This window comes from Pseudonocardia broussonetiae (assembly GCF_013155125.1).
Classification (GTDB): Bacteria; Actinomycetota; Actinomycetes; order Mycobacteriales; family Pseudonocardiaceae; genus Pseudonocardia; species Pseudonocardia broussonetiae.
In genome coordinates, this window is sequence record NZ_CP053564.1 from 3,976,082 (window position 1) to 3,997,563 (window position 21,482).

20 protein-coding genes are annotated in these 21,482 nt (G+C 74.0%); 16 read left to right on the top strand and 4 right to left on the bottom strand.

Annotated elements, in window-relative coordinates; translation table 11 throughout:
- Nucleotides 1-15: 15 nt before the first annotated feature.
- The gene (locus HOP40_RS19560) at nucleotides 16-1,122 is read right to left on the bottom strand and encodes an alcohol dehydrogenase catalytic domain-containing protein (protein WP_240157154.1); all 1,107 of its coding nucleotides are present in this window, start codon (nucleotides 1,120-1,122) and stop codon (nucleotides 16-18) included.
- A complete protein-coding gene (locus tag HOP40_RS19565; protein ID WP_172160666.1) occupies nucleotides 1,119-2,012 on the bottom strand; it encodes a fumarylacetoacetate hydrolase family protein in 894 nt (297 codons plus the stop codon). The genes HOP40_RS19560 and HOP40_RS19565 overlap by 4 nt, the downstream gene beginning before the upstream one ends.
- A 180-nt stretch (nucleotides 2,013-2,192) precedes the next feature.
- Between HOP40_RS19565 and HOP40_RS19570 the strand changes: the two genes are divergently transcribed.
- The 8 genes from HOP40_RS19570 (at nucleotide 2,193) to HOP40_RS19605 (ending at nucleotide 9,221) form a co-directional block, all read left to right on the top strand.
- Nucleotides 2,193-2,939 (top strand): GntR family transcriptional regulator, encoded by a 747-nt coding sequence (locus HOP40_RS19570; RefSeq protein ID WP_172160667.1) that lies wholly within the window; start codon nucleotides 2,193-2,195, stop codon nucleotides 2,937-2,939.
- 144 nt (nucleotides 2,940-3,083) lie between these two features.
- A complete protein-coding gene (locus HOP40_RS19575; RefSeq protein ID WP_172160669.1) occupies nucleotides 3,084-3,992 on the top strand; it encodes a VOC family protein in 909 nt (302 codons plus the stop codon).
- Nucleotides 3,993-4,012: 20 nt separating this feature from the next.
- Nucleotides 4,013-4,687, top strand: a complete 675-nt coding sequence (locus HOP40_RS19580; RefSeq protein WP_172160671.1) for a class II aldolase/adducin family protein — start codon at nucleotides 4,013-4,015, stop codon at nucleotides 4,685-4,687.
- Complete coding sequence (locus tag HOP40_RS19585; protein WP_172160673.1) at nucleotides 4,684-5,580, top strand: VOC family protein; 897 nt, start codon at nucleotides 4,684-4,686, stop codon at nucleotides 5,578-5,580. The genes HOP40_RS19580 and HOP40_RS19585 overlap by 4 nt, the downstream gene beginning before the upstream one ends.
- A gap of 319 nt (nucleotides 5,581-5,899) precedes the next feature.
- Nucleotides 5,900-6,898 carry a helix-turn-helix domain-containing protein gene (locus HOP40_RS19590; protein ID WP_172160675.1) on the top strand — a complete coding sequence of 333 codons (999 nt, stop codon included), beginning with the start codon at nucleotides 5,900-5,902 and terminating at the stop codon, nucleotides 6,896-6,898.
- Between the two features lie 178 nt (nucleotides 6,899-7,076).
- The gene (locus tag HOP40_RS19595; protein WP_172160677.1) at nucleotides 7,077-7,277 is read left to right on the top strand and encodes a zinc-ribbon domain-containing protein; all 201 of its coding nucleotides are present in this window, start codon (nucleotides 7,077-7,079) and stop codon (nucleotides 7,275-7,277) included.
- Nucleotides 7,278-7,502: 225 nt separating this feature from the next.
- The gene (locus HOP40_RS19600; protein WP_205346826.1) at nucleotides 7,503-8,516 is read left to right on the top strand and encodes an App1 family protein; all 1,014 of its coding nucleotides are present in this window, start codon (nucleotides 7,503-7,505) and stop codon (nucleotides 8,514-8,516) included.
- An 81-nt stretch (nucleotides 8,517-8,597) separates the two neighbouring features.
- Nucleotides 8,598-9,221, top strand: a complete 624-nt coding sequence (locus tag HOP40_RS19605; RefSeq protein ID WP_172160681.1) for a DJ-1/PfpI family protein — start codon at nucleotides 8,598-8,600, stop codon at nucleotides 9,219-9,221.
- Between the two features lie 28 nt (nucleotides 9,222-9,249).
- Here the strand turns inward: HOP40_RS19605 and HOP40_RS19610 are convergent, their stop codons facing one another.
- Nucleotides 9,250-10,239, bottom strand: coding sequence for a GlxA family transcriptional regulator (locus HOP40_RS19610; protein WP_172160683.1), 990 nt, complete (start codon nucleotides 10,237-10,239; stop codon nucleotides 9,250-9,252).
- A 97-nt stretch (nucleotides 10,240-10,336) separates the two neighbouring features.
- Nucleotides 10,337-10,711, bottom strand: a complete 375-nt coding sequence (locus HOP40_RS19615) for a YybH family protein (RefSeq protein ID WP_172160685.1) — start codon at nucleotides 10,709-10,711, stop codon at nucleotides 10,337-10,339.
- A gap of 278 nt (nucleotides 10,712-10,989) precedes the next feature.
- Between HOP40_RS19615 and HOP40_RS19620 the strand changes: the two genes are divergently transcribed.
- Genes HOP40_RS19620 through HOP40_RS19655 form a run of 8 tightly spaced genes read left to right on the top strand, consistent with a single transcriptional unit; the run spans nucleotide 10,990 to nucleotide 21,446 of the window.
- Nucleotides 10,990-11,964 carry a sugar ABC transporter substrate-binding protein gene (locus tag HOP40_RS19620; protein ID WP_172160687.1) on the top strand — a complete coding sequence of 325 codons (975 nt, stop codon included), beginning with the start codon at nucleotides 10,990-10,992 and terminating at the stop codon, nucleotides 11,962-11,964.
- Between the two features lie 18 nt (nucleotides 11,965-11,982).
- Nucleotides 11,983-13,503: a sugar ABC transporter ATP-binding protein gene (locus HOP40_RS19625; RefSeq protein ID WP_172160689.1), complete on the top strand. Its 1,521-nt coding sequence runs from the start codon at nucleotides 11,983-11,985 to the stop codon at nucleotides 13,501-13,503.
- Nucleotides 13,500-14,492 (top strand): ABC transporter permease, encoded by a 993-nt coding sequence (locus HOP40_RS19630; protein WP_172160691.1) that lies wholly within the window; start codon nucleotides 13,500-13,502, stop codon nucleotides 14,490-14,492. The genes HOP40_RS19625 and HOP40_RS19630 overlap by 4 nt, the downstream gene beginning before the upstream one ends.
- A 32-nt stretch (nucleotides 14,493-14,524) precedes the next feature.
- Nucleotides 14,525-16,753 (top strand): N,N-dimethylformamidase beta subunit family domain-containing protein, encoded by a 2,229-nt coding sequence (locus tag HOP40_RS19635; protein WP_172160693.1) that lies wholly within the window; start codon nucleotides 14,525-14,527, stop codon nucleotides 16,751-16,753.
- Nucleotides 16,750-17,520 (top strand): SDR family NAD(P)-dependent oxidoreductase, encoded by a 771-nt coding sequence (locus HOP40_RS19640; RefSeq protein WP_172160695.1) that lies wholly within the window; start codon nucleotides 16,750-16,752, stop codon nucleotides 17,518-17,520. Before HOP40_RS19635 ends, HOP40_RS19640 begins: the two co-directional genes overlap by 4 nt.
- Nucleotides 17,517-18,890 carry a glutamine synthetase family protein gene (locus tag HOP40_RS19645; RefSeq protein ID WP_172160697.1) on the top strand — a complete coding sequence of 458 codons (1,374 nt, stop codon included), beginning with the start codon at nucleotides 17,517-17,519 and terminating at the stop codon, nucleotides 18,888-18,890. The genes HOP40_RS19640 and HOP40_RS19645 overlap by 4 nt, the downstream gene beginning before the upstream one ends.
- 6 nt (nucleotides 18,891-18,896) lie before the next feature.
- Complete coding sequence (locus HOP40_RS19650) at nucleotides 18,897-20,339, top strand: aldehyde dehydrogenase family protein (RefSeq protein ID WP_172160699.1); 1,443 nt, start codon at nucleotides 18,897-18,899, stop codon at nucleotides 20,337-20,339.
- Nucleotides 20,340-20,375: 36 nt separating this feature from the next.
- Entirely contained in the window at nucleotides 20,376-21,446 is a 1,071-nt protein-coding gene (locus HOP40_RS19655; RefSeq protein ID WP_172160701.1) for a Glu/Leu/Phe/Val dehydrogenase dimerization domain-containing protein, read from the top strand.
- The last annotated feature ends 36 nt before the right edge of the window (nucleotides 21,447-21,482 follow it).

The following is a 21,482-nucleotide window of genomic DNA, read 5'->3' on the forward strand; positions in this document are numbered from 1 at the left end:
TCAGGGCTGGGTCGGTCAGGGCTGGGTGACGAGGGCGACGCGGCCGACGTTGGTGTCGGACTCCACGTGGTGGTGCGCCTCGGCGGCGCGGTCGAGCGGGAACCAGCGGTCGACGACGGGCCGGAAGCCGCGGGCCACCTCGGCCCACGACGCCCGGACGCTCTCCGGGTTGCCGGTGCGCACGCCGATGACCCGCTGGCACCGGGAGTAGAGCCGCAGCAGGTCCACCGACGCGCCGCCGCCGAGGAAGGCCCCCGAGGTCACGACGGAGCCGGCGACCGCCAGCGCGTCGAGGGTGGCGGCGAACATCGCGGGCTCGCCCAGGTCGTCGATGGCGATGTCGATGCCGTGGCCGCCGGTGACGTCGAGGACGTCCGCCGCGAAGGTGGGGCTGGTGCCGTCGAGGGTGAACTCGATCCCGGCGGCCTCGAGCCGGCTGCGCTTCTCCGCCGACCGCGAGGTCGCGATGACCCGGGCACCCAGGTGCGCCGCGAGCGTCGCGGTGGTCGAGCCGAGCGCCGACGCCGCCCCCTGCACCAGCACCCACATCCCGGGCTCGAACCCGGCCTGCGTCAGCTGGTTCCGGGCGACGGGTCCGGACAGCGCGAGTGCGGCGGCCTCGACGGGGGAGATGCCGTCGGGCACCGGCGTGACGTTGCGCTCGGGCACCGCGACGTAGTCGGCGTAGGCGCCCGGGCGGTGGGTCCCGATGAGCTGCAGGGATTGGCAGGCCTCGGCCTGGCCGCGCAGGCAGTACCGGCACCCGCCGCAGCACACGGACGGGAACACCGCGACGCGGTCGCCGACGCGAGAGGAGGTGACGCCGCTCCCGACCGCCGCGACGACGCCGGCGTGCTCAGCACCCAGGACGTGCGGCAGCACGAACCGCGCGTACGGGTGGGTCCCGGCGCGGGCGCGCAGGTCCAGGAGCCGGCCGACGCTGACCGCCGCGACCTGGACGAGCACCTCGTCCGGGGCGGGCTGCGGGGTGGCGATCGTGGCGCGGTGCAGCACCTCGGGCGGTCCGAACTCGGAGAAGACGACGGCGCTCATCTCCGCGCCGGGGGCGACGGGCACCGGCCAGGCGTCGGCCCCGGTCGTGACCCGGGTCGCGGCGCTCACGACGCCACCACCGGGTTCACGAGGCGCCCGACCCGGTCGATCTCCACGACCACCTCGTCCCCGGGGGCGAGGAACTCCTCGCGGGGCAGGCCGACCCCGGCCGGGGTGCCGGTCAGGACGAGGTCACCGGGTTCGAGGGTGACCATCCGGCTGACCGCGGCGACCAGGTCGGCGACGGGACTGATCATGTCGGCGGTCGAGGAGTCCTGCTTGACCACGCCGTTGACCAGCAGCCGCACGGCCAGGTCGGCGGTGTCCCCGACGAGCCAGGCCGGCACCAGGCCGGGTCCGAGGGGGCAGAAGCCGTCCTGGGCCTTGGAGCCGACCCAGTCGAAGCCGAAGGGCGCGGCCACCGCGTCGGACCGCGTCAGCCGGGAGCGCGCGGAGATGTCGTTCGCGGGCAGGTAGCCCGCGATGTGCCCGGCGACGTCCTCGGGGGAGAGGTCGCGGCACCGGTCGGCGATGACCACGCCCAGCTCTGCCTCCCAGTCGATGCGGGTGTCCCCGACGGGGAGCGGGATCGCGGCGCCGGGACCGATCACCGTCGTCGTCGGCGGCTTGAAGAAGAAGAACGGCTCGGGCGGGGTCGCCGGTGCCGCGATCCCCATCTCCGCGAGGTGGGCGTAGTAGTTCGCGCCCGCGCAGAGGATCTTCGCCGGGTAGGTGAGCGGGGCGGCGAGCACGGCGTCGGGCACGACGTCGTCGGAGTCCGGGGTCCAGGTCCGCAGCAGCGGTGCGACCTCGGCCCACCGGCGCAGGACCGCCATCAGGTCACCGTCCCCGAGGCCCGGGGGCGTCCTCACGATCTTGTCGTCGACCAGGGCGCCGACCGAGACACCGGTGTGCCCGGCGCGGGTGTACTGGACGAGCGACCATGGCGGCGCATGCATGCGGGACCTCTTCCGACTGTCGACACCGGGGGCCGACGGGGCGCTGAACTGCTCGTCGTCGTCGGCGTTCCGCCAGAGTGTCGACACTTTTTGCGGACGTCAAGGGTCGGTTCGGGGGGTCTTGCCGCTACAGTGCGAGCGACCGATGGCGGGTCGTCGACGGGGGAGGCGGGCATCACGGTGTCAGAGGCGCTCGCAGGGCTGCCGGGACTGCGGATCACCGACCCCCGGCGGATCAGCGTGGAGGTGCACGCCCACCTGCGGGAGCTCATCGTCAGCGGCACCCTCGAGCCCGGCACGGAGCTCAAGCAGGCCGAGCTGGCGCGGGTCTTCGCCGTCAGCCGGGCGCCGCTGCGGGAGGCCTTCCGGATGCTGCAGGAGGAGGGGCTCGTCGTCGGCGAGCTCAACCAGCGCAGCCGGGTCGCGGGCTTCGACCCCGACGAGCTCGAGCTCCTCTACGCCGCGCGGATCGCGCTCGAGGCGCTCGGCGTCCGCCTGACGGCGGGCCGGCTGACGGCGGCGGAGGCGAAGGACGCCGCGACCGCGCTGCGGGAGATGGACCGCGCCAACCGGGCCTCGGACATGACGAGCTGGTCGCGGGCCCACCACCGCTTCCACCGCATCGTCGTGATCCGCTGCGGAGCGCGGGTCCTGCGCACGGTCGCCTCGTACGCGGAGCAGAGCGAGCCCTACGTCCGCGCGTTCCAGGCGCGGCACCGCGACCTGTTCCCGGACCGGCACCGCGAGCACGTCGCCATCCTCGACGCGGTCCTGGCCGGCGACCGCGACCTCGCGGCGCGGCTGATGGCCGAGCACCTCGCCGGCACGGCCCGGCGGGTCCTGTGCGACTTCACCCCCGACCGGCCGGCCGGGGCGGTCGAGGAGGCCGTGGCGTACGCCAGCGCCCTGGGGTCGTCCGGCGAGTAGCGGATCCGCTCTGGACATCCTGCCCAAGTGTCGACACTATGGCCGGGGTGCCGGCTCTGTCCGCCGCACCACCGCGATCGCGGCGCCGTCCGACGGAGGCGAACCACCGATCCGTCGTCGCCGCCGCAGGAGGAGGACCAGGTCATGACCGCACCGGAGGCGGAGCCCGCCGTCCGCGTCTCGAAGCTGGGCTACGTGGCGTTCCAGACCCCCGACCTGGACCGCATGGTCGAGTACTACACGAAGGTCCTCGACTTCCACGTCGAGGAGCGCTCGGCGGACGGCGCCTTCCTCACCACCGGCGCCGACCACCACTGCGTCGTGCTCACCACGGGCGGGACCCGGGCGAGGTCGGCCGTCGGCTACGAGGTGCAGGACTCCCTCGACGACGCCCGGCGCCGCCTGCAGGAGGCGGGCTATGAGGTCGAACGCCGCAGCGACATCGGCCCCGGCACCCCCGACGTGCTCGTGCTGGACGAGCCCGGCACCGGGGTCCCGCTGCACCTGTTCACCGCCCAGGACCGCAGCGGGGTCGAGGGCTACCCGCCGCTGCGCCCCACCAAGCTCGGCCACATCGCGGCGTTCACGCCCGAGCTGGCCTCGATGCAGAAGTTCTACCAGGACCTCCTCGGCTTCCGGTGGTCCGACACCATCGGCGACTTCTTCGTGTTCCTGCGGTGCAACGCCGACCACCACGCGGCCAACTTCATGGCCAGCAGCAAGTTCGAGGGGATGCACCACATCGCGTACGAGATGCGCGATCCGAACCACCTGATCACCATGCTCGACCACATGGGGAAGAACGGGGTGCGGCTGCACTGGGGTCCCGGGCGCCACGGCCCGGGCCACAACCTCTTCACCTACCACAAGGACCCCGACGGCAACACGATCGAGCTGTTCACCCAGATCGACGTCATCCACGACGAGTCGAAGGGGCACTGGGAGCCGCGCCCGTGGCACGAGACGTACCCGCAGGGCCCGCGGACCTGGGAGGTCGACCTGGCCACGGTCAACATCTGGGGCCCCGTCCACCAGCCGTCGCTGGACCACTGACCCCGCCCGGCGCCACGGGCATGGGTGCTGCGGAGCAGGTCGTCGACGGCGGCCGGGTCCTGGCCCGGCACGGGCTGGTGACGGCCTTCGGGCACGTGTCCGTCCGCGAGGGCGACGACATGGTGATCACCCCGCCGGTGCCGCTGCGCGTCGCGGCCGCCGCCGACTGCCGCCGCGTCCCGCTGGGCGCGACCGCGCTCCCGGCGGGCGTCCCCGCCGAGGCGTGGCTGCACCTCGCCGTCTACCGGGCCCGTCCCGACGTCGGCGCGGTGTGCCGGGCGCAGCCGGACGACGCGACCTCGCTCGCCGCGGCGGGGGTGCGCATCGGCCCCGTCACCGGGCACGCCGTCCTGGCGGGGGCACCCGTCCCGGTCTCGGGGCCTGCGGTGCTCGTGCGCGACGCGGCGACCGCGGAACGCGCGGTCGCCGCCCTCGGCGCGGGCGACGCGCTCGTGCTCCGGGGCAACGGCGCGGTCACCACCGCCGACGCCCTCGGCCGCGCGGTCGCCCGGATGTGGCTGCTGGCCCGGGTGGCCCGGTCGGTCGCCCTCGCGGCCTCGGCCGGTACCCCGCGCGACCTGTCGGACGAGGAGATCGCGAGCTGGCGCGCGGTGTCCGGCGAGCTCCTCGACCGCGTCCGGGCCTACCTCGACCTTCCCGACGACCCGTCCACCGCAAGGGAGCGCCCCACATGATCGAGCTGCAGGACATCGCCTACGTCCGCTCCGGGACCGCCGACCTGGAGACGGCCGTCCGCTTCGCCGTCGACGTCGTCGGTCTCGAGGAGATCGCCCGCGAGGGCGGCACCGCGTACCTGCGGGCCGACCACCGCCACCACTGCCTGGCGTTCGTCGAGGGGGAGTCCGGGGTCCTGTCGACGGGGTTCGTCGTCCGCGACCCGGCGGCCCTCGACGCCGCGGAGGCCGAGCTCTCGCTCGCGGGGTGCTGGGTCCGTCGCGGTGACCGGGCCGGTGCGGCGCACCGGCGCGTGGTCGACTACCTGGAGTTCGACGACCCGTGGGGCAACCGCGTCGAGCTCGTCTGCGGGCAGGTGACGATCCCGCGGCCCGTCCACTTCGGTCGCGCCGCCGGGATCACCGAGTTCGGGCACATCTGCCTGGACGCCCCCGACACGCGCGAGGCCTACGCGTTCTGGTCCTCCCTGTTCAACATCAGGATCTCGGACTGGATCGGTGACCGCGCCGCGCTGATGCGGTTCGACCCCGTCCACCACAAGCTCGCGGTCTTCCAGGGCGACCGCCCCGGGCTGTGCCACATGAACTTCCAGGTCGCCTCCCTCGACGACGTCATGCGCAGCTGGCACGTCCTGGAGCGGGCGGGGGTCGAGATCGAGCTCGGCCCCGGCCGCCACCCCCAGTCCACGGCGGTGTTCCTGTACTTCAAGGGCCCCGAGGGCCTGACGTACGAGTACTCGTGGGGCGTGCGCCGGATCGAGGACGACGACGCGTGGCGTCCCCGCTACTTCGACCCCGCGGAGCCCGACGCCGTCGACCTCTGGGCGGGCCCGACCTCCAAGCCGTCCACCCAGTACCAGGTGCGGTCGCAGGTCTCGGCCACGCACACCTGATCTCGCGGGCGGTCGGGGCGTAGGGATCGCGTCAAGGTCCGCCGGAACTGCTGTGCCGGCCCGGCGGCAGAGAGCACAGTGGCGCGATGCGCGAGATGCCGCGGTGGACGTTCTTCGTCGCCCTCTGGGTCGCGGTCGCGGCGGTCACCGTCGCGGTGTTCCTGTTCGACTGAACAGCGGCGGCCCGTCGGGAGGAAGGCGACGAAGCCGACACTTATCTCACACCGGGCGTCCACAGCGGTGCAGGTACGCAGCCTGTCGTCGGTCGGCCACGCACCGGCACGAACCGCCGGCGTGATCCTCATCGAACGCGCCGGGTGTGACGATCCGTGAGGCCGGAGGTGCGTGGCAGAGCCGCCGCGGCACCGGTGGTCCGAGCTGCACCGACCGGTCGCACGCCGACGACGTGGCCGTGCTGCGCGAGCTGGCCGCGGACGTGACGGCGAACCCGGTGCTGGCGCTGCGCGCGACGATGGTGCTGATGTGCGTGCTGGGGTCGTCGTCGTCGGTCGTGGCCCGGGAGGTCGGGTGCAGCCGGCGGACCGTGGTCACGTGGCGTGAGCGGTTCCGCGTCGAGGGCGTCGACGGGTTGCGGGACGCGCCGCGGCAGGGCCGGCCGGTCACGCTGAACCCGGCGGTGGTCGTGGTGCGCACGCTGCAGCCGCCCGGGGACGGGCACTCCCGGTGGTCGACCCGACGGCTCGCCGCCGAGCTGGGCATCAGCAACGTGTCGGTGGGTGCGGTGTGGCGGCAGTGGGGCATGCGCCCGGAGCCGGAGGGCCGGGTCGCGCTGCTGACCGAGCCCGTCCTCGACGCCACGATCGTCGACGTGGTGGGGCTGCTCGTCAGCCGGTCGATGGTGCTGTTCGCGGTCGCGGTGGGGGAGCCGCGCAGGCGGGCGGGCGCGGCCGTCGGGCTGGGCCGGGCGGTCAGCGACCGGCTCTCCGGGGTCGCCGGACGCGGGCCGTCCGGCGACGACCCGCTGCCCGTGGAGTTCCTCGACGGGCTGGAGGTGCTGCTGCGCGAGCAGGGCGCGAGGCGGCCGTCGGAGGCGCGGTTGCTGGTGCAGGGGGACGCGACCGCGTGCCGGTGGGCGCTCGAGCAGGCCGTGGTCGCCGCCCACGTCATCCCGGCGCACCTCGCGTGGGAGCGGATCGTGCGGTTGGGGTGCCTGATCGCCGGGTCCGACGAGGACGGCGCGGCCTCGGTCGGTGCGCTGCGCGCCGCGATCACCGACCACGGGGACGGCGGCACGTTCGGCTGGCTCCGCCGGGCCGACAGGGAACCGGACCCGACCTCGACGGCCACCGGCTCCTGAGCGGTCGGCAGCGACGCCGTCACGAGCGGCGAGCGCGCCGACGCGGTGACCTGCCCGACGGTGGTCGTCACCCCGGCGCGGGTACGCCGGCGTCAGCAGCGCGGTGACCGGCGTTGCCGCACGCAGGACCGGACCGCGCCACCGGCGTGGGACGACGGAGCTCGAAAGGCTGGAACCCATGATCTTGTTCTTCGGCACCCGGGTCAGGACGCGCGTCCTCGACTCGCAGACGGGCCGGTGCCCCTACTGCGGTCAGCTGCGCACGTGCGAGCGGGTGGCGCTCCGGTCGTGGTTCCACGTGTTCTGGATCCCGATCTTCCCGATCGGGCGCGGTCAGGAGGCGCAGCGGTGCACCGTCTGCCGCGGCGAGTGGCGGTGACGGGTGGCACCGGGGTGCGCCGCTCGGAGGCCGCGGCGTTCCCGTGGACCGCCGTCCACCGGCCGCCCCCGTCCTGACGGGTGGTGCCTCCCGCTCCGTCCACGACCCGCGGCCGTCACCGTCGTGTGGCAGGGTGAGCTCGTGGCGCACGGGTCGGAGCCAGACGTCCTGAGGTCGTCGGCGGCCGTCGCGGGTCTCCACCGCGCAGCCCGTCTCGAGGACGCCGTGTACGGCAGGGTCGAGCCGAGGCTGCGGCAGCGCGGCTGGCGCGACACCCTCGTCCCCTACACCGGTTACGGGACGACGTCGTGGGTGCGGGTCTTCGGGCGGTTGCTGCTGCGCCGTCCCGACCTGGCGCCGGCACGGGTCAAGGCGGTCCGGGGCTGGCGCAGCTTCGCCACGCTCCCCGTCACCGACGAGCCCGTGACCGTCGAGGTGGGCGGCCGGCGGCACGAGGTGCGGACCGACCGCGGCGGCTACGTCGACGCCGTGGTGGAGGCCGATCTCGAACCGGGGTGGCGCAGCGTCCGGTTCCACCGGGCGGGCGCCGAGTCGGTCGAGGCGCCGGTGCGCGTGCTGGACCCGGACGTCCGCTTCGCCGTGGTGTCCGACATCGACGACACCGTGATGGTCACGGCGCTGCCGCGGCCCCTGCTCGCGGCGTGGAACACGTTCGTCCTCGACGAGTACGGGCGCTCGCCCGTCCCCGGGATGGCCGTGCTGTACGAGCGGCTGGTGACGGCGCACCCCGAGGCACCGGTGTTCTACCTGTCGACGGGGGCGTGGAACGTCGCGCCGGCGCTGACGCGGTTCCTGTCGCGCAACCTGTACCCGAAGGGGCCGCTGCTGCTCACCGACTGGGGCCCGACGACCGACCGCTGGTTCCGCAGCGGGCAGGCCCACAAGGCGGCCACGCTCGCCCGGCTGGCCGAGGAGTTCCCGGACGTCCGCTGGTTGCTCATCGGCGACGACGGGCAGCACGACCAGGAGATCTACGGCGAGTTCGCCGCGTCGCACCCGGAGCACGTCGCCGCCGTGGCGATCCGCCAGCTGTCCCCGACCCAGTCCGTGCTCGCCGGCGGCCTGTCGGCACCCGCCGACGGCCCCGCTCCGGCTGACGGGCAGCGGCGGTCGTGGATGTACGCGCCCGACGGCGCCGGCCTGGCCCGCCGGCTGCGCGAGCACGGACTCCTCCCGGCCCGGGGGTCGACGGCGTCCGCCACCGGTGCGGCCGAATAGGCGCGCATCTCGTCATTGCTGGTCAGGAGCACGGACTGCCAGCCTGGTGGCGCCAGGACCGTCGCCCGAAGGAGCCGCACCGTGCAGATCGCCATCGTCCTCTACCCGGACTTCACCGCCCTGGACATCATCGGGCCCTACGAGGTCCTGGGGCGCCTGCCCGGTGCCGAGGTCGTGTTCGTGGCGGAGGATCCCGGCCTCGTGCGCAACGACCAGCGGAGCCTGTCGGTCAGCCCGGAGGCGACCCTGGACGAGGTGACGGAGCCGGACATCGTCCTCATCGGTGGGGGTCCCGGGTTCTTCGGCCAGCTGGGCGACGGGAAGCTGCACGAGTGGCTGCGCACCGTGGACCGCACCAGCACCTGGACCACGTCGGTGTGCACGGGCGCGCCGATCCTGGCCGCGGCCGGGCTGCTGCAGGGACGTCGCGCGACCACCCACTGGTCGGCGTTCGGGGAGCTCGAGCGGTTCGGTGCGATCCCCGCGCACGAGCGGGTGGTCGTCGACGGCCACTACGTCACCGGCGCCGGGGTCTCGGCGGGCATCGACATGTCCCTGACCCTGGCCGGGGAGATCGCGGGGGAGGAGACCGCGCAGATGGTGCAGCTCATCATCGAGTACGCCCCCGAGCCGCCCTTCCGGGCCGGTTCGATCGACGTCGCTCCCGCGTCGGTGGTCGAGCGCGCCCGCGCGGCCCTGGGGTAGACCCGGCCGGGGAGGGCGTCGGCGCGGGTCAGGCGGGGGACCGGTGCGAGGGGTGCGCCGACGCCGCGTGCCGGGCCCGGTAGCTGCCCGGCGACTCGTCCAGGACCCGCAGGAACGCCCGGCGCATCGCCTCGGAGGTGCCCCAGCCGCAGAGGCGGGCGATCCGGTCGACGTTGTCGACGGTGTCGGTCAGCATCCGCTGGGCGGTCTCCACCCTCGCCTGCTCGACGTACTTCCCCGGGGTGGTGCCGGTCTCGGACTGGAACTGCCGGGCGAAGTGCCGGGGCGACATCGTGGCCCGCTCGGCGAGGGCCGGGACCGAGAGGTCCTCGTCGAGGTGGTCGGCCAGCCACGCGCGGATGTCGCCCAGCCGCGTCCGCCGGGTCGACTGCACGGCCAGCTGCGTGCTGACCTGCGCCTGGTGGCCGGGCCGGCGCACGAAGACCACGAGCAGGCGGGCCACGCGGAGCGCCAGCTCGCGACCGCAGTCCTGCTCGATCAGCGCGAGCGCGAGGTCGATCCCCGCCGTGACCCCGGCCGAGGTGAAGATGCCGTCGTCCTCGACGAAGATCGGGTAGCGCTGGACCTGCACCTTCGGGTACTCCCGCGCGAACTGGCCGCAGTAGGACCAGTGGGTGGTGGCCCGCCTGCCGTCCAGCAGGCCGGCCTCGGCGAGGAGCAGTGACCCGGTGCAGACCGACGCCAGGCGCTCCACGTCCCGGCCCAGCACGCGCAACCTCGAGGCGATCGCGGGGTTCGGGACCTCGGCGCCGGGCCCGCCGGGGACGAGGAGGATGTCTGGTCGCCGGACGTCGTCGATGTCCAGGTCCGGCGTGACCGTGAGGCCTCCGGCGAGCCGGACCGGGCGCCCCCCGATCGACGCGGTGCGCACGACGTAGGGCGGCCCCTCCGGGGACGAGTGGTACCGGGCGACCCCGGTGAAGGCGTCGTACGGGCCGACGACGTCGAGGGGTTGCGCCCCGTCGAACACGAAGATCACCACGGTCCGCGGGCGCATGGCGGCAGTCTCCGCTCGGTCGGGTTCCGGGGCAACGACGGACGGTCGGGTGGCGCCCCGGCCCCGGCACGAGCACGCCGGGAGCCGGAGCGCCGCCTCAGGCCCGGTCGTGCCACATGTCGACGCTGCACTTCCAGGTCCCGTCCGCCTGCAGCGCCCACGCCTCGTGCGTGACGCCCTCCGCGCGCGTGCCGTCCCCGGCCGTCGCGACGTAGGTGCCGACGAGGTGGGCGCTGTCCTCGCCCGCGACGGTCCTGATCACTCCCAGCTGGAACCGGAGCCCGTGCTGCTCCCGCAGCCCGGAGAGGTAGTCGCAGATCGCGGCCCGGCCCTCGATGGGGTCCTGGGCGGCCGGCATGGCCACCGCGTCCTCGGTGTAGAACCACGCGCCCAGCTCCTCGAACCGGCCCTCGTTGAAGAGCACGGGGAACCGGGCTCGGGTCTCCTCGATCGTCTGCGCGGTGCTGGGCATGGGCGCTCTCCTGGGTGGGGCACCCCGCCGTCCGGGGTGGCGGCACGGAACCTAGCAACGGCTCGGAGCGTGCGGTCCCGGTCTGTCCGCATAGGTGGGCCGGTCGTCATTGTCCGTCGTCCGCGGAGCGGCTTAGCTCAGGCCTTCCAGCGATCGCTCGTTCTGACCTGCTCACGGGGTGTGCGGCGAGCGGGATGGCCGTCGGCGTCGGAGCAATTGGTCTGGGATGCAGGCCACAAGACCAACAAGTCTGAGGGTGAGAGATGACGAGGGCAGGGATGGCGCGACGGGTGGCCGGTGCGACGGCGACGGCGCTGGTGGTGCTCGGGGTCGGCGCCTGCGGCTCGGGCGCCGCGGCCGCCGGTGGCGACTGCGCGGAGACCTACGAGATCGGGCTCAGCCACCCGGTCGGTGAGGCCGCCTTCGTGAAGGCCCTCAAGAGGGAGGTCCAGGCCCAGGCCGACCGGATCGGCTGCGTCGAGATGCTGTTCGACGACACGCAGGCCAACGACCTGGAGTCCCAGCGCAACACGGTCGAGACCTGGGTGACCCAGCGCGTCGACGCCGTCGTCGTGCTCCCGGTGGACGCGAAGGCGCTCTCGCCGCTGCAGGAGCAGGCCCAGTCGTCCGGGATCAAGTGGCTCACCTACGCCACGCCCGGTGAGGGGGCGGACGGCTACACCGGGTTCGACAACGTCCTCAGCGGGGACCTGGTGGGCCGGGCGGCCGCCGACTGGATCACCGAGAACCAGCTCGGCGGACGGGTGACCGCCGCCATCAGCTCGATCAGCGCACTCCCGGACGTCCGGGGGCGCTGGACGCAACCGGAGCAGCTGATCCCCGCCGCCGGTGTCGAGGTGGTGTCCCTCCAGGACTGCGCCGACCAGACCTGCGGTCTGGAGCAGGCCGAGGTCCTCCTCAACGCGCACCCGGACCTGCGGGTCTACATCGGGGCCAACGACGACGCCGCCCTGGGCGCGCTCAAGGCGTTCGAGAGCAGGGGCATCGACCCGGGCGAGGTCTTCATCGCCGGGCAGGACGGCAACGTCGAGGCCCTCAAGGCGGTCAGGGCGGGCGGCGCCTACCGGTTGTCGGCCGCGATCGACATGAACGACCTGGCCCGCGCGATCGTCCAGAACTCGATCAACGCCGTCACGGGCACGGGCGAGACCGAGACCGAGGCGACCGTCGTCCCCGCCTCCCTCGACGACCCCGCCAGGCTCGACGCGCTGATCGCCCAGCTCGGTGGGTGAGCGGTGCCCACGACCGGCATGACCATCGAGGGACTGACCAAGTCCTACGGGCCCAACGCGGTGCTCCGCGGTGTCGACCTGGAGATCCGGGCCGGCGAGGTCCACGCCCTGCTGGGTCCGAACGGCGCGGGCAAGTCGACGCTGCTCGGCTGCCTGAGCGGCGCGGTGCGGCCCGACGCGGGGTCGATCGTCGTGAACGGCGAGTCCCACACGGGCTTCACCCCCCAGTCGGCCCTGCGGGCCGGCACGGCGATCATCTACCAGCACCTGGAGCTCGTGGACGACCTGTCCGCGGTGGAGAACATCTTCCTCGGCACCGAGCTGCGCACCCGGTTCGGGACCGTCCGGCAGCGTGCGCAGCACCGGATCGCGTCGGAGCTCCTCGGGCGGGTCGGGGCCGGGTTCGACCCGGCCCGGCCGCTGACCTCGCTGACGACGGGGCAGAAGCAGGTCGTCGAGATCGCCAAGGCCCTCCGGCACGAGCCCGAGGTGCTCGTCCTGGACGAACCGACGGCCGCCCTGAGCGCGCGGGAGACCGAGGTGCTCCTGGCGCTCGTCACGAAGCTCGCGCACGGGTCGGGGCTCGCCGTCGTCTACGTCACCCACCTCCTGCGGGAGGTGACGGCGATCGCCGACCGGGTCTCGGTCCTGCGGGACGGGAGCGTGGAGTGGACGCGGCGCAGCGCCGAGCTCACCCTCGAGGACCTGGTGGAGGGGATCACGGGCGCTCCCGCGCCCACGTCGAACCGGCCCCCGGGGACGGACGCACCGGGCGCGGGCGGGAAGGCACTGCTCGAGCTCACCGACTTCCGCGCCGCGGGCGCGCCCCCGGTCTCGCTCGCGGTCGGCGTCGGCGAGGTCGTCGGGGTGTTCGGACTCCTGGGGTCCGGTCGCACCAACCTGGTCGAGGCGCTGGCCGGGGCGCGGCCGAGCCGGGGCGGGCTCCGGCTGGCCGGGCGTGCGGTGCCGGTGCCCTCGCCGCGGGTCGCCCGCCGGTCCGGCATCGCCCTGGTGCCCTCGGACCGCGCGGTGCAGTCGCTGTTCCCGTCGCTGTCGGCGCAGGAGAACGTCCTGGTGCCGCACTACGGGCGGCTGTCGGGACGGGTGCGCCGCCCCGGGGTCGAGGAGCGGACGTTCCGCGAGGTCGCCGAGCGCATGCGGCTGCACCCCCTGGACCCGGGACTGCCCGGGGACCGGTTCTCGGGCGGCAACGCCCAGAAGCTGGTGATGGGCCGGTGGCTCGTGGAGGACGGCGGCGTCACCCTGCTGCTGCTCGACGAGCCGACCCAGGGCGTCGACGTGGGGGCGCGCGCCGAGCTCCACCGCATGGTCCGGGAGTTCGCCCGCACGGGCGACCGCGCCGTCGTGTTCGTCTCGAGCGACGTCGAGGAGCTCAACGCCCTCGCCGACCGGATCGTCGTCCTCGCCGACTCCCGCGTCACGGGGGTCGTCCCCGGCCACGCCTCCGAGCGGGACCTGCTCGTGCTCGCCCAGACGTCGGCCGGCGGCGTCGAACCCGAAGGGAGCAGTGCCGCATGACCGAGGTCCTCGCCACCAGCACGCGGCCGACGGCGGCCGTCCCGCTCCGGTCCGGCCTGCTCACGGGCATCGACAGCATCATGCCCGTCGCGACCGTCGGGCTGATGGTGTTCTTCGCCGTCCGCGAGTCCGCGTTCCTGACCGCCGACAACCTGCTGCTCGTCGCGCTCCAGTCGGCACCGCTGATGGTCGTGGCCGTGGGGGCCGCGCTGCTGCTGATGTGCGGCTACATCGACCTGTCCGTCGGCTCGGTGATCGCGGTGTCGGGCGTCTGCGCCGGTCTGACCTTCAACGCCGCCGGCGTCCCGGCGGGCGTCCTGGTCGGGCTCTGCGTCGGTCTCGCCTTCGGCGTGCTCAACGGCCTGCTCATCGGCTACCTGGGCCTGTCGCCCATCATCGTCACGCTCGGCGTGCTGGCGGCCGGGCGGGGACTGGCGCAGGTGCTCTCGCCGGACTCGCTCTACGGGTTCCCCGACGCCGTGCTCGAGTTCGGCAGCGCGAGGGTCCTCGGCGTCGCGAACCTCGTGTGGATCGCGGTCGCCGTCGTGGCGCTCGGGGGCCTGGTCATGGCGATGCTCCCCGTGGGGCGCCACATCGTCGCGGTGGGCGTCAACAGCCGGGCGGCCTACCTCAGCGGGATCCCGGTCCGGCGGCTCGTCTTCGGGATGTACGCCCTGGTCGGCCTGCTCAGCGCCGTGGGCGGCCTCATGATCGTCTCGCGCCTGGACAGCGCCCCCAGCGGGACCCTGGGTGCGGGACTCGAGATCAGCGTCCTCACGGCGGTCCTGCTCGGCGGCATCCCCTACAGCGGCGGCAAGGGCCACCTGTGGCGGGTCGTCCTCGGCGTCTGGCTGATGGGGATCCTCACGAACGGCATCACCCTGATGAACGTCAGCTCGCAGCTCAGCCAGGTCCTCACCGGTCTCGTCCTGGTGCTCGCGGCCGCGCTCGAAGGCATCCGCTCCTGGCTCCACCGGTCGTCGCACTGACGTTCCGGCCCTCGACCCCTCGGGAGTTGCCCGTGATCCCCTCGATCCTGACCTCCTACACCGACCGGCTCTCCTACTTCCCCGGTGAGGCGATCCACCTGTTCGTCTCCAGCCCGCAGGAGGACCGGGCGAGGGTGTCCCTGGTGCACCTGGACGCCGCCCTCGACTCCCCGGGGAAGGAGGCGCAGACCACGGAGGTCCCGTGGGCCGACGCGACGACCGTGCCGGTCGGCGGGCAGGACGGCCACTTCGGCGGCTTCATGACCGGGGTCCTGGCCGCGGCGCCCGGCACCCGCTTCACGGTCGGGGCCTTCGTGCGCTTCGACGAGCGCATCGGGCCCTCGCTGCAGGCGGTCGTCGCGGTGGGCGACGAGCAGCGGGCCGTCGTCCTCGGTGTCGAGGACGCCCGGCTCGTGCTGCGCAGCCCCGACGGCGCGGTCCGATGCACCGAGCCGCTCGACCCGAACGCGTGGTACCTCCTCGTGGGCACCGTCGACGGTGACCGGGCCGAGGTGCACGCCCTCGCCGTCGAGGTGGGGGCCGCCACGGCGTCGGCGACCGGGAGCCTGCCCGGCGCCGCCCCGCTGGGCACCGACGTCGTCGTCGCCGGGGCCTTCCCGGTCGTGACCCGGGGCAGCGGGGCCACCGCCCACGGGCGCGCGGCGGCGAACCTCACCGCCACCGTCAGCTGGCCGTTCGTGACCTCGACCGTGCTCGACCCCGAGCAGTTGCGCGCCCTGGCGCAGCAGCGCGCCCTCGACGCCGCGGCGTTCGGCGACGGGCTCCTCGGCGCCTGGGACCTGTTCCCGGGCGACGGCGAGGACGGCCTCGCGCGATCCGCCACCGGCGGCGAACCGGGACGGTTGCACAACCTGCCGACCCGGGCGGTCCCCGGGCCGAACTGGCAGCGGCGGACGACCCGCTTCGTGGAGGCTCCCGCCGAGTACTCCGCGGCCCACTTCCACGCGACCGACCTCGTGGACGCCGGCTGGAGCGAGACGTTCTCCGGCGCACTGCCCGCCGACCTGCCCTCGGGCGCCTACGCCCTCCGGGTCGCGACCGAGCGGGAGACGGACGTCGTCCCCTTCGTCGTGGCGCCCGCCCCGGCCGACGCCCGCAAGCCGGTCGTGGTGGTGATCCCGACCTTCACCTACCTGTCCTACGCCAACGAGTCGCTCTTCGAGGGCATGGTCCCGTCCGTCACCGGACACTTCACGACCGGCCCGAGCGAGGCGGACCTGGCCCACGTCGGGAACCGGACCTTCGGGCTCTCGCAGTACGACACCCACGCGGACGGCCACGGGGTGGTGTTCTCGAGCGCGGCGCGCCCGATCGTCAACACGCGGCACGACTACCGCATGTGGCTCAGCGACAGCGGTCGCGGCTTCTCGGCGGAGATGTACCTCCTGGAGTGGCTGGCGACCGTCGGGATCGCGTTCGACGTGATCACCGACTTCGAGCTGCACACGCTCGGCGCCGACTACCTCGCCGGGTGGGAGGTCGTCCTGTCGGGCGCCCATCCGGAGTACCACTCGAGCGAGATGCTCGACGCGCTCACCCGGTACCGCGACACCGGCGGTCACCTCGTCTACCTCGGGGGGAACGGCTTCTACTGGGTGACCGGCGTCGTCTCGGAGTCGCCGCTGGTCCTGGAGGTCCGCCGCGGGTTCGCCGGCATCACGGCCTGGAAGTCCCGACCGGGTGAGACCTGCCTGGTCTCCACCGGGCTGCTCGGCGGGTCCTGGCGGCACCGCGGCCGGGAGCCGCAGCGCCTGGTCGGCGTCGGGATGGCGGGCCAGGGCTGGGGCGGCTCGCAGCCGTACTGGCGGACGGAGGCCTCGTACGCCCCCGAGGTCGCGTGGATCTTCGAGGGGGTGGAGGAGGAGCCGATCGGCGCGTACGGGCGCGTGATGGGCGGCGCCGCGGGTGACGAGCTCGACCGCGCCGACCCGGTACTGGGGACGCCCGCCGACGCGGTCGTCCTCGCCGCCTCGCGCGACCACGACCGCACCTACCAGCGCGACGCCGCCGAGGTGGCGTTCATCCTCGACGGCCAGCACGGCGGGGACGTCGATCCCGAGGTGCACTCCGACGTCGTCCACTTCACGACACCGGGCGGGGGAGCGGTGTTCGCCGCCGGGTCGATCGCGTACTCGGGCGCCCTGCTCGAGAACGGCGCGAAGAACGGGATCTCACGCATGACGGAGAACGTCGTCCGGCGCTTCGCCGGTCTCGACACCACCGAGGGGAGCAGCGCATGACCGCGCGTCACCAGGGCCGGGTCGCCCTCGTCACCGGGGCCGGCGCCGGCATCGGACGCGCGATCGCGTTCCGGCTGGCCGCCGAGGGGGCCCGGGTCGTCGTCACGGACCTCGACGAGAAGGCGGCGACGGTGGTCGCCGAGGCCGTCGTGGCCGACGGGGGAGAGGCCGTCGCCGTCGCGCTCGACGTCCGGCGCCCGGACCAGATCGACGCGGCGGTGGCCCGGGCGGAGGAGGCGTTCGGCGCGATCCACCTGCTCGCCAACAACGCCGGTGTCGTCACGGACCACTCCCTGGCCACCCTGACCGAGGAGGCCTGGGACCTCGTCGTCGACGTCAACCTGAAGGGACAGTTCTTCGTCGCGCGGGCCGTGGCCGCCGCCATGGCCCGGGCCGGCGGTGGCGCGATCGTCAACCTGTCGACGATCGAGGCGCTCGTCGTCGTCACGTCGGGGACGACGGCGCAGCCGCACTACAACGCCAGCAAGGGCGGCGTCCCGATGCTGACGAAGGCCCTGGCCGTGGAACTGGCCGCCGACGGCATCCGCGTCAACTGCGTGGCGCCCGGGCCGATCGCGACGGACTTCTTCGACCTGGAGGCGGTGACGTCGGAGGCGGGGCTGGAGTTCATGAAGCAGCGGCTGCTGGTGCCGCGCGTGGGACGACCCGAGGACGTCGCGCAGGCGGTCTCGTTCCTCCTGTCCGACGAGGCGTCGTTCATCGACGGGGTCCAGCTCCCCGTCGACGGCGGGTGGCTGACCCGGTGAGCGCCGAGATCCTCGCTGCGGCCGGACTCGCCGAGGACGAGATCCACACCGTCGTCGTCGCGACGCCGGACCTGCAGGGCCGCCTGGTCGGCCGCCGCGTCCCGGTCGAGGGCTTCGCACGGGTCGTCGAGGAGGGCGTCGACGTCTGCACCTGCGTCTTCGCCTGGGACCTCACGCAGAGCCTGGAGCTCGTGGAGGCGAACGTCTTCACGCTGTGCGGCCTGCACAACGGGATACCGGACTTCACGCTCCTGCCGGACCTCACGACCCTGCGCCGGGCGGCCTGGTTGGACGGGATCGCCTTCTGCTTCGCCGACGCCGTCGACAAGGCCACCCGGGAGCCCCTGCCCATCTCCCCGCGGCAGATCCTCAAGCAGCAGATCGAGCGCCTCGGCGCCGTGGGCCTGCGCGCGCTGACCGGGACGGAGCTGGAGTTCTACCTGTTCCTCAACGCGCCCCGGGACCTGCGCCGAGCCGGGTTCCGCGGGCTGGAGCCGACCACCCTGGTCCCGTCGGACTTCATGATCCACGAGGGGAACCTCCACGAGCCGTTCTTCCGCGCGCTCCGCCGGGACCTGCGCGACTCGAGGATCGAGGTGGAGGCGGCCCAGAGCGAGTGGGGCTCGGGCCAGTGGGAGATGACGTTCCGCTACGGCGAGCCGTTGGAGATGGCCGACCGGCACGCCCTGTACAAGCTGGCGGTGCGCGACAGCGCCGCGGCCGCGGGGATGTCGGCCACCTTCATGGCCAAGCCGCTCAACCAGGGCCAGCCCGGGTCGTCGTGCCACGTCCACGTGTCCATGGTGGACCTCGACGGACGGCCGACCTTCTGGGACCCGGCGGAGGAGCACGGCATCGCCGGCACGATGGCGCAGGCGATCGGCGGAGTCCTCGAGCACGCGCCGGACCTGATGGCCTGGTACGTCCCGACCGTCAACGCCTACCGGCGCGTGAACTCGGGCGACGTCGCCGGCTGGGGGAGCACCTGGGGGCTCGACAACCGGACGACGTCGGTGCGCGTCGTCGGGCGGCACTCCCACGACCTCCGCTTCGAGTTCCGCCTGCCCGGGGCCGACACGAACCCGTACCTGACGCTGGCGGGGCTCCTCGCCTCCGCGCGGGACGGGATCCTGGGCAAGACCGCCCCGCCCCCGATGACGACCGGGAACGGCTACGCGGCGCCGGTGGACCCGGCGTTCCCGGTGGACCTGGGCCAGGCCGCGGCCCGGCTCCGGGGCTCCGCCTTCGTCGCCGACACCGTCGGCGAGGACCAGCGCGATCACATGGCCGTCCTGGCCGAGCACGAGTGGCGCGCGTTCATGGCCCACACCGGTGACTGGGACCTCGACCGCTACTTCGACAGGATCTGACCGCCGATGGGAACCCCCGTCCCCCGCACCTGGCTCGCCGGCGCACCGCGCGCCGGCGGTGCGACGACCACCCACGACCTCCACGACCCCAACACCGGCGAGGTCCTCCAGACCTACGCGTTCTCGTCGGACGCCCAGGTCGACGACGTGCTGGCCGCGGCGTCGGCGGCGCACGCGTCCGGCGTCTGGGCCGAGGCCGACCCGGCCGAGCGCGCCGCCGTGCTCACCGCCTTCGCCACCCGTCTGGAGGGCGTGGCCGACCGGATCGCCGAGCTGGACGCCCTCAACAGCGGGGTGCCGGTGCGGTTCACCCGCATGTTCGCGCGGAGCCTCCCGGACACCGTCCGCCGCGCGGTGGAGCTGGCGCAGGAGCAGGCCGCCCGCCGGTGGCTCGAGGCCGACGGGCGGAGCGTGCAGCTGCGGCACGTGCCGTGGGGCCCGACGGCCCTGCTGCTGCCCTGGAACGCACCCGCCGCCGTGCTGGTCAAGAGCCTCGCCTACGCCCTCGTCGCCGGGGCGCCGGTGGTGGCCAAGCCCTCGCCGGAGTCGCCGTGGAGCGCGGAGGTCGTGGCGGGCGCGCTGACCTCGGCGGGCGTCCCGGACGGCGTGTTCGGGCTCGTCCACGGGGGCGCGCACGTCGGGGGGCTGATCGCCGCCGACCCGAGGGTCCGGGCCGTGTCCCTGACCGGGTCCACGGCGACCGGCCGCAGCGTGGCGGCGACCGCCGGGGGGAACCTGACCCGGCTCCGCCTGGAGCTCGGGTCCAACAACCCGGCCGTGGTCCTCGCCGACGCCGACGTCCCGGCCACGGCCCGGGCTCTGGTCGCCGGGTTCACCAAGCTCAACGGCCAGTGGTGCGAGGCGCCCCGCGCGGTGTTCGCCGAGAGCCGCCTGGTCGAGCCGCTGGTCGAGGCCGTCGTCGCGGAGATCGGCAGGATCGCGATGGGCCCCAGCACCTCCGGGGACACGACCTTCGGGCCCCTGGCGTTCGCCGGGCGGAAGGCGGCTCTCGAGGACCAGATCGAGCGGATGGTGGCCGGGGGCGCCCGGCGCCTGGCGCCGCTCACCACGCCCCCGCGCGGCTGGTTCCTCTCGCCCACCCTGCTCCTCGGTGACGACGTGCGGCTCCCCGGTGAGGTGTTCGGGCCGGTCCTCGCGATCAGCCCGGTGCCGGACGACCGCCAGGCGGTGGCCGCGGCGAACGCACTCGGGGGCGGCCTCGCGGGCTACGTCTTCACCGGCGACGAGGAACGGGGGATGCAGGTCGGTGCCCGGATCGTCGCGGGCGAGGTGAAGCTCAACGGGACCAGCCTGCTGGACATGGCGCGCGACTCGGCGCAGAGCTTCTTCGGCGGCAGCGGCCTGGGCGGGCACGGCGACCGCGACGTCCTGGAGTTCTACGCGGGCAAGCAGGTGCTCGGCGCCGACCTGCTCGACCCCGCGATCTGACCCCTCACGACCGTCCACATCGAACCGAGGAGAACCATGATCGACGAGGTCTTCGGCGCAGGGCACGAGCAGGTGGTGCTGTGCCACGACGAGGAGTCCGGTCTCCGGGCCGTCATCGCCCTGTACTCCACTGCGCTCGGGCCCGCGATGGGGGGAACCCGCTTCTACCCGTACGGCTCGTCGCAGGAGGCCCTCGACGACGCGCTGCGGCTGTCGAGGGCGATGGCCTACAAGAACTCCCTCGCCGGGCTCGACCACGGCGGGGGCAAGGCGGTCGTCATCGGCGACCCGGACAAGCACAAGTCCGAGATCGTCCTGCGGGCCTACGGCCGCTTCGTCCACGGCCTGAACGGCCGCTACATCACCGCGTGCGACGTCGGCACCTACAGCCCGGACATGGACGTCATCGCGCGCGAGACGCCCCACGTCACCGGGCGGACCGTCGCGAACGGCGGAGCGGGCGACTCGTCGATCCTGACCGCGTGGGGCGTCTTCCAGGGCATGCGGGCGGCGGCGCAGCACCGCTGGGGGAGCACGGCCCTGCGCGGCAGGCGGATCGGGATCGCGGGAGCCGGGAAGGTGGGGTCCCGCCTCACCGAGCTGCTGGTCGAGGCGGACGCGGTCGTGACGGTCACCGACCCCTACCGCCCGGCGCTCGACGCGCTGGTCGCCCGCTGCCCGCACGTCACCGTGGTCGACTCCACCGAGGAGCTGCTGGCCGGGGACCTCGACGTCTACTCGCCGTGCGCCATGGGCGGGGCGATCGGCCGGGCCACGCTCGCCGCGCTGCGGGCGGAGATCGTGTGCGGGGGAGCCAACAACCAGCTGGCCGAGCCGGGGATCGACCGGGAGCTCGCGGCCAGGGGCGTCCTGTACGCACCGGACTACTGCGTCAACTCCGGGGGCGTCATCCAGATCGCGGACGAGCTGCGGGGCTTCGACCCCGAGCGGGCCAAGGCGCGGGCCACCGGCATCTTCGACACCACGCTGCAGGTCCTCGAACTGGCCGCGTCCACGGGTGTCACCACCGCGGCGGCCGCGGACCGGCTGGCCGAGGAGCGGATCGCGGGCGTCAGCCGCCTGCGCGCCCTCCACACCGGCCCGTGAGACGGCGGTGGACGGCGGTCCCCGCGGGGTCCGCCG

What these genes read in the sequence shown, in the direction of transcription:
- HOP40_RS19565 (WP_172160666.1), bottom strand. Translation starts at nt 2,012, where the DNA reads ATGCATGCGCCGCCATGGTCGCTCGTCCAGTACACCCGCGCCGGGCAC.
- HOP40_RS19575 (WP_172160669.1), top strand. Translation starts at nt 3,084, where the DNA reads ATGACCGCACCGGAGGCGGAGCCCGCCGTCCGCGTCTCGAAGCTGGGC.
- HOP40_RS19580 (WP_172160671.1), top strand. Translation starts at nt 4,013, where the DNA reads ATGGGTGCTGCGGAGCAGGTCGTCGACGGCGGCCGGGTCCTGGCCCGG.
- HOP40_RS19585 (WP_172160673.1), top strand. Translation starts at nt 4,684, where the DNA reads ATGATCGAGCTGCAGGACATCGCCTACGTCCGCTCCGGGACCGCCGAC.
- HOP40_RS19595 (WP_172160677.1), top strand. Translation starts at nt 7,077, where the DNA reads ATGATCTTGTTCTTCGGCACCCGGGTCAGGACGCGCGTCCTCGACTCG.
- HOP40_RS19610 (WP_172160683.1), bottom strand. Translation starts at nt 10,239, where the DNA reads ATGCGCCCGCGGACCGTGGTGATCTTCGTGTTCGACGGGGCGCAACCC.
- HOP40_RS19615 (WP_172160685.1), bottom strand. Translation starts at nt 10,711, where the DNA reads ATGCCCAGCACCGCGCAGACGATCGAGGAGACCCGAGCCCGGTTCCCC.
- HOP40_RS19620 (WP_172160687.1), top strand. Translation starts at nt 10,990, where the DNA reads ATGGCGCGACGGGTGGCCGGTGCGACGGCGACGGCGCTGGTGGTGCTC.
- HOP40_RS19625 (WP_172160689.1), top strand. Translation starts at nt 11,983, where the DNA reads ATGACCATCGAGGGACTGACCAAGTCCTACGGGCCCAACGCGGTGCTC.
- HOP40_RS19630 (WP_172160691.1), top strand. Translation starts at nt 13,500, where the DNA reads ATGACCGAGGTCCTCGCCACCAGCACGCGGCCGACGGCGGCCGTCCCG.
- HOP40_RS19640 (WP_172160695.1), top strand. Translation starts at nt 16,750, where the DNA reads ATGACCGCGCGTCACCAGGGCCGGGTCGCCCTCGTCACCGGGGCCGGC.
- HOP40_RS19650 (WP_172160699.1), top strand. Translation starts at nt 18,897, where the DNA reads ATGGGAACCCCCGTCCCCCGCACCTGGCTCGCCGGCGCACCGCGCGCC.
- HOP40_RS19655 (WP_172160701.1), top strand. Translation starts at nt 20,376, where the DNA reads ATGATCGACGAGGTCTTCGGCGCAGGGCACGAGCAGGTGGTGCTGTGC.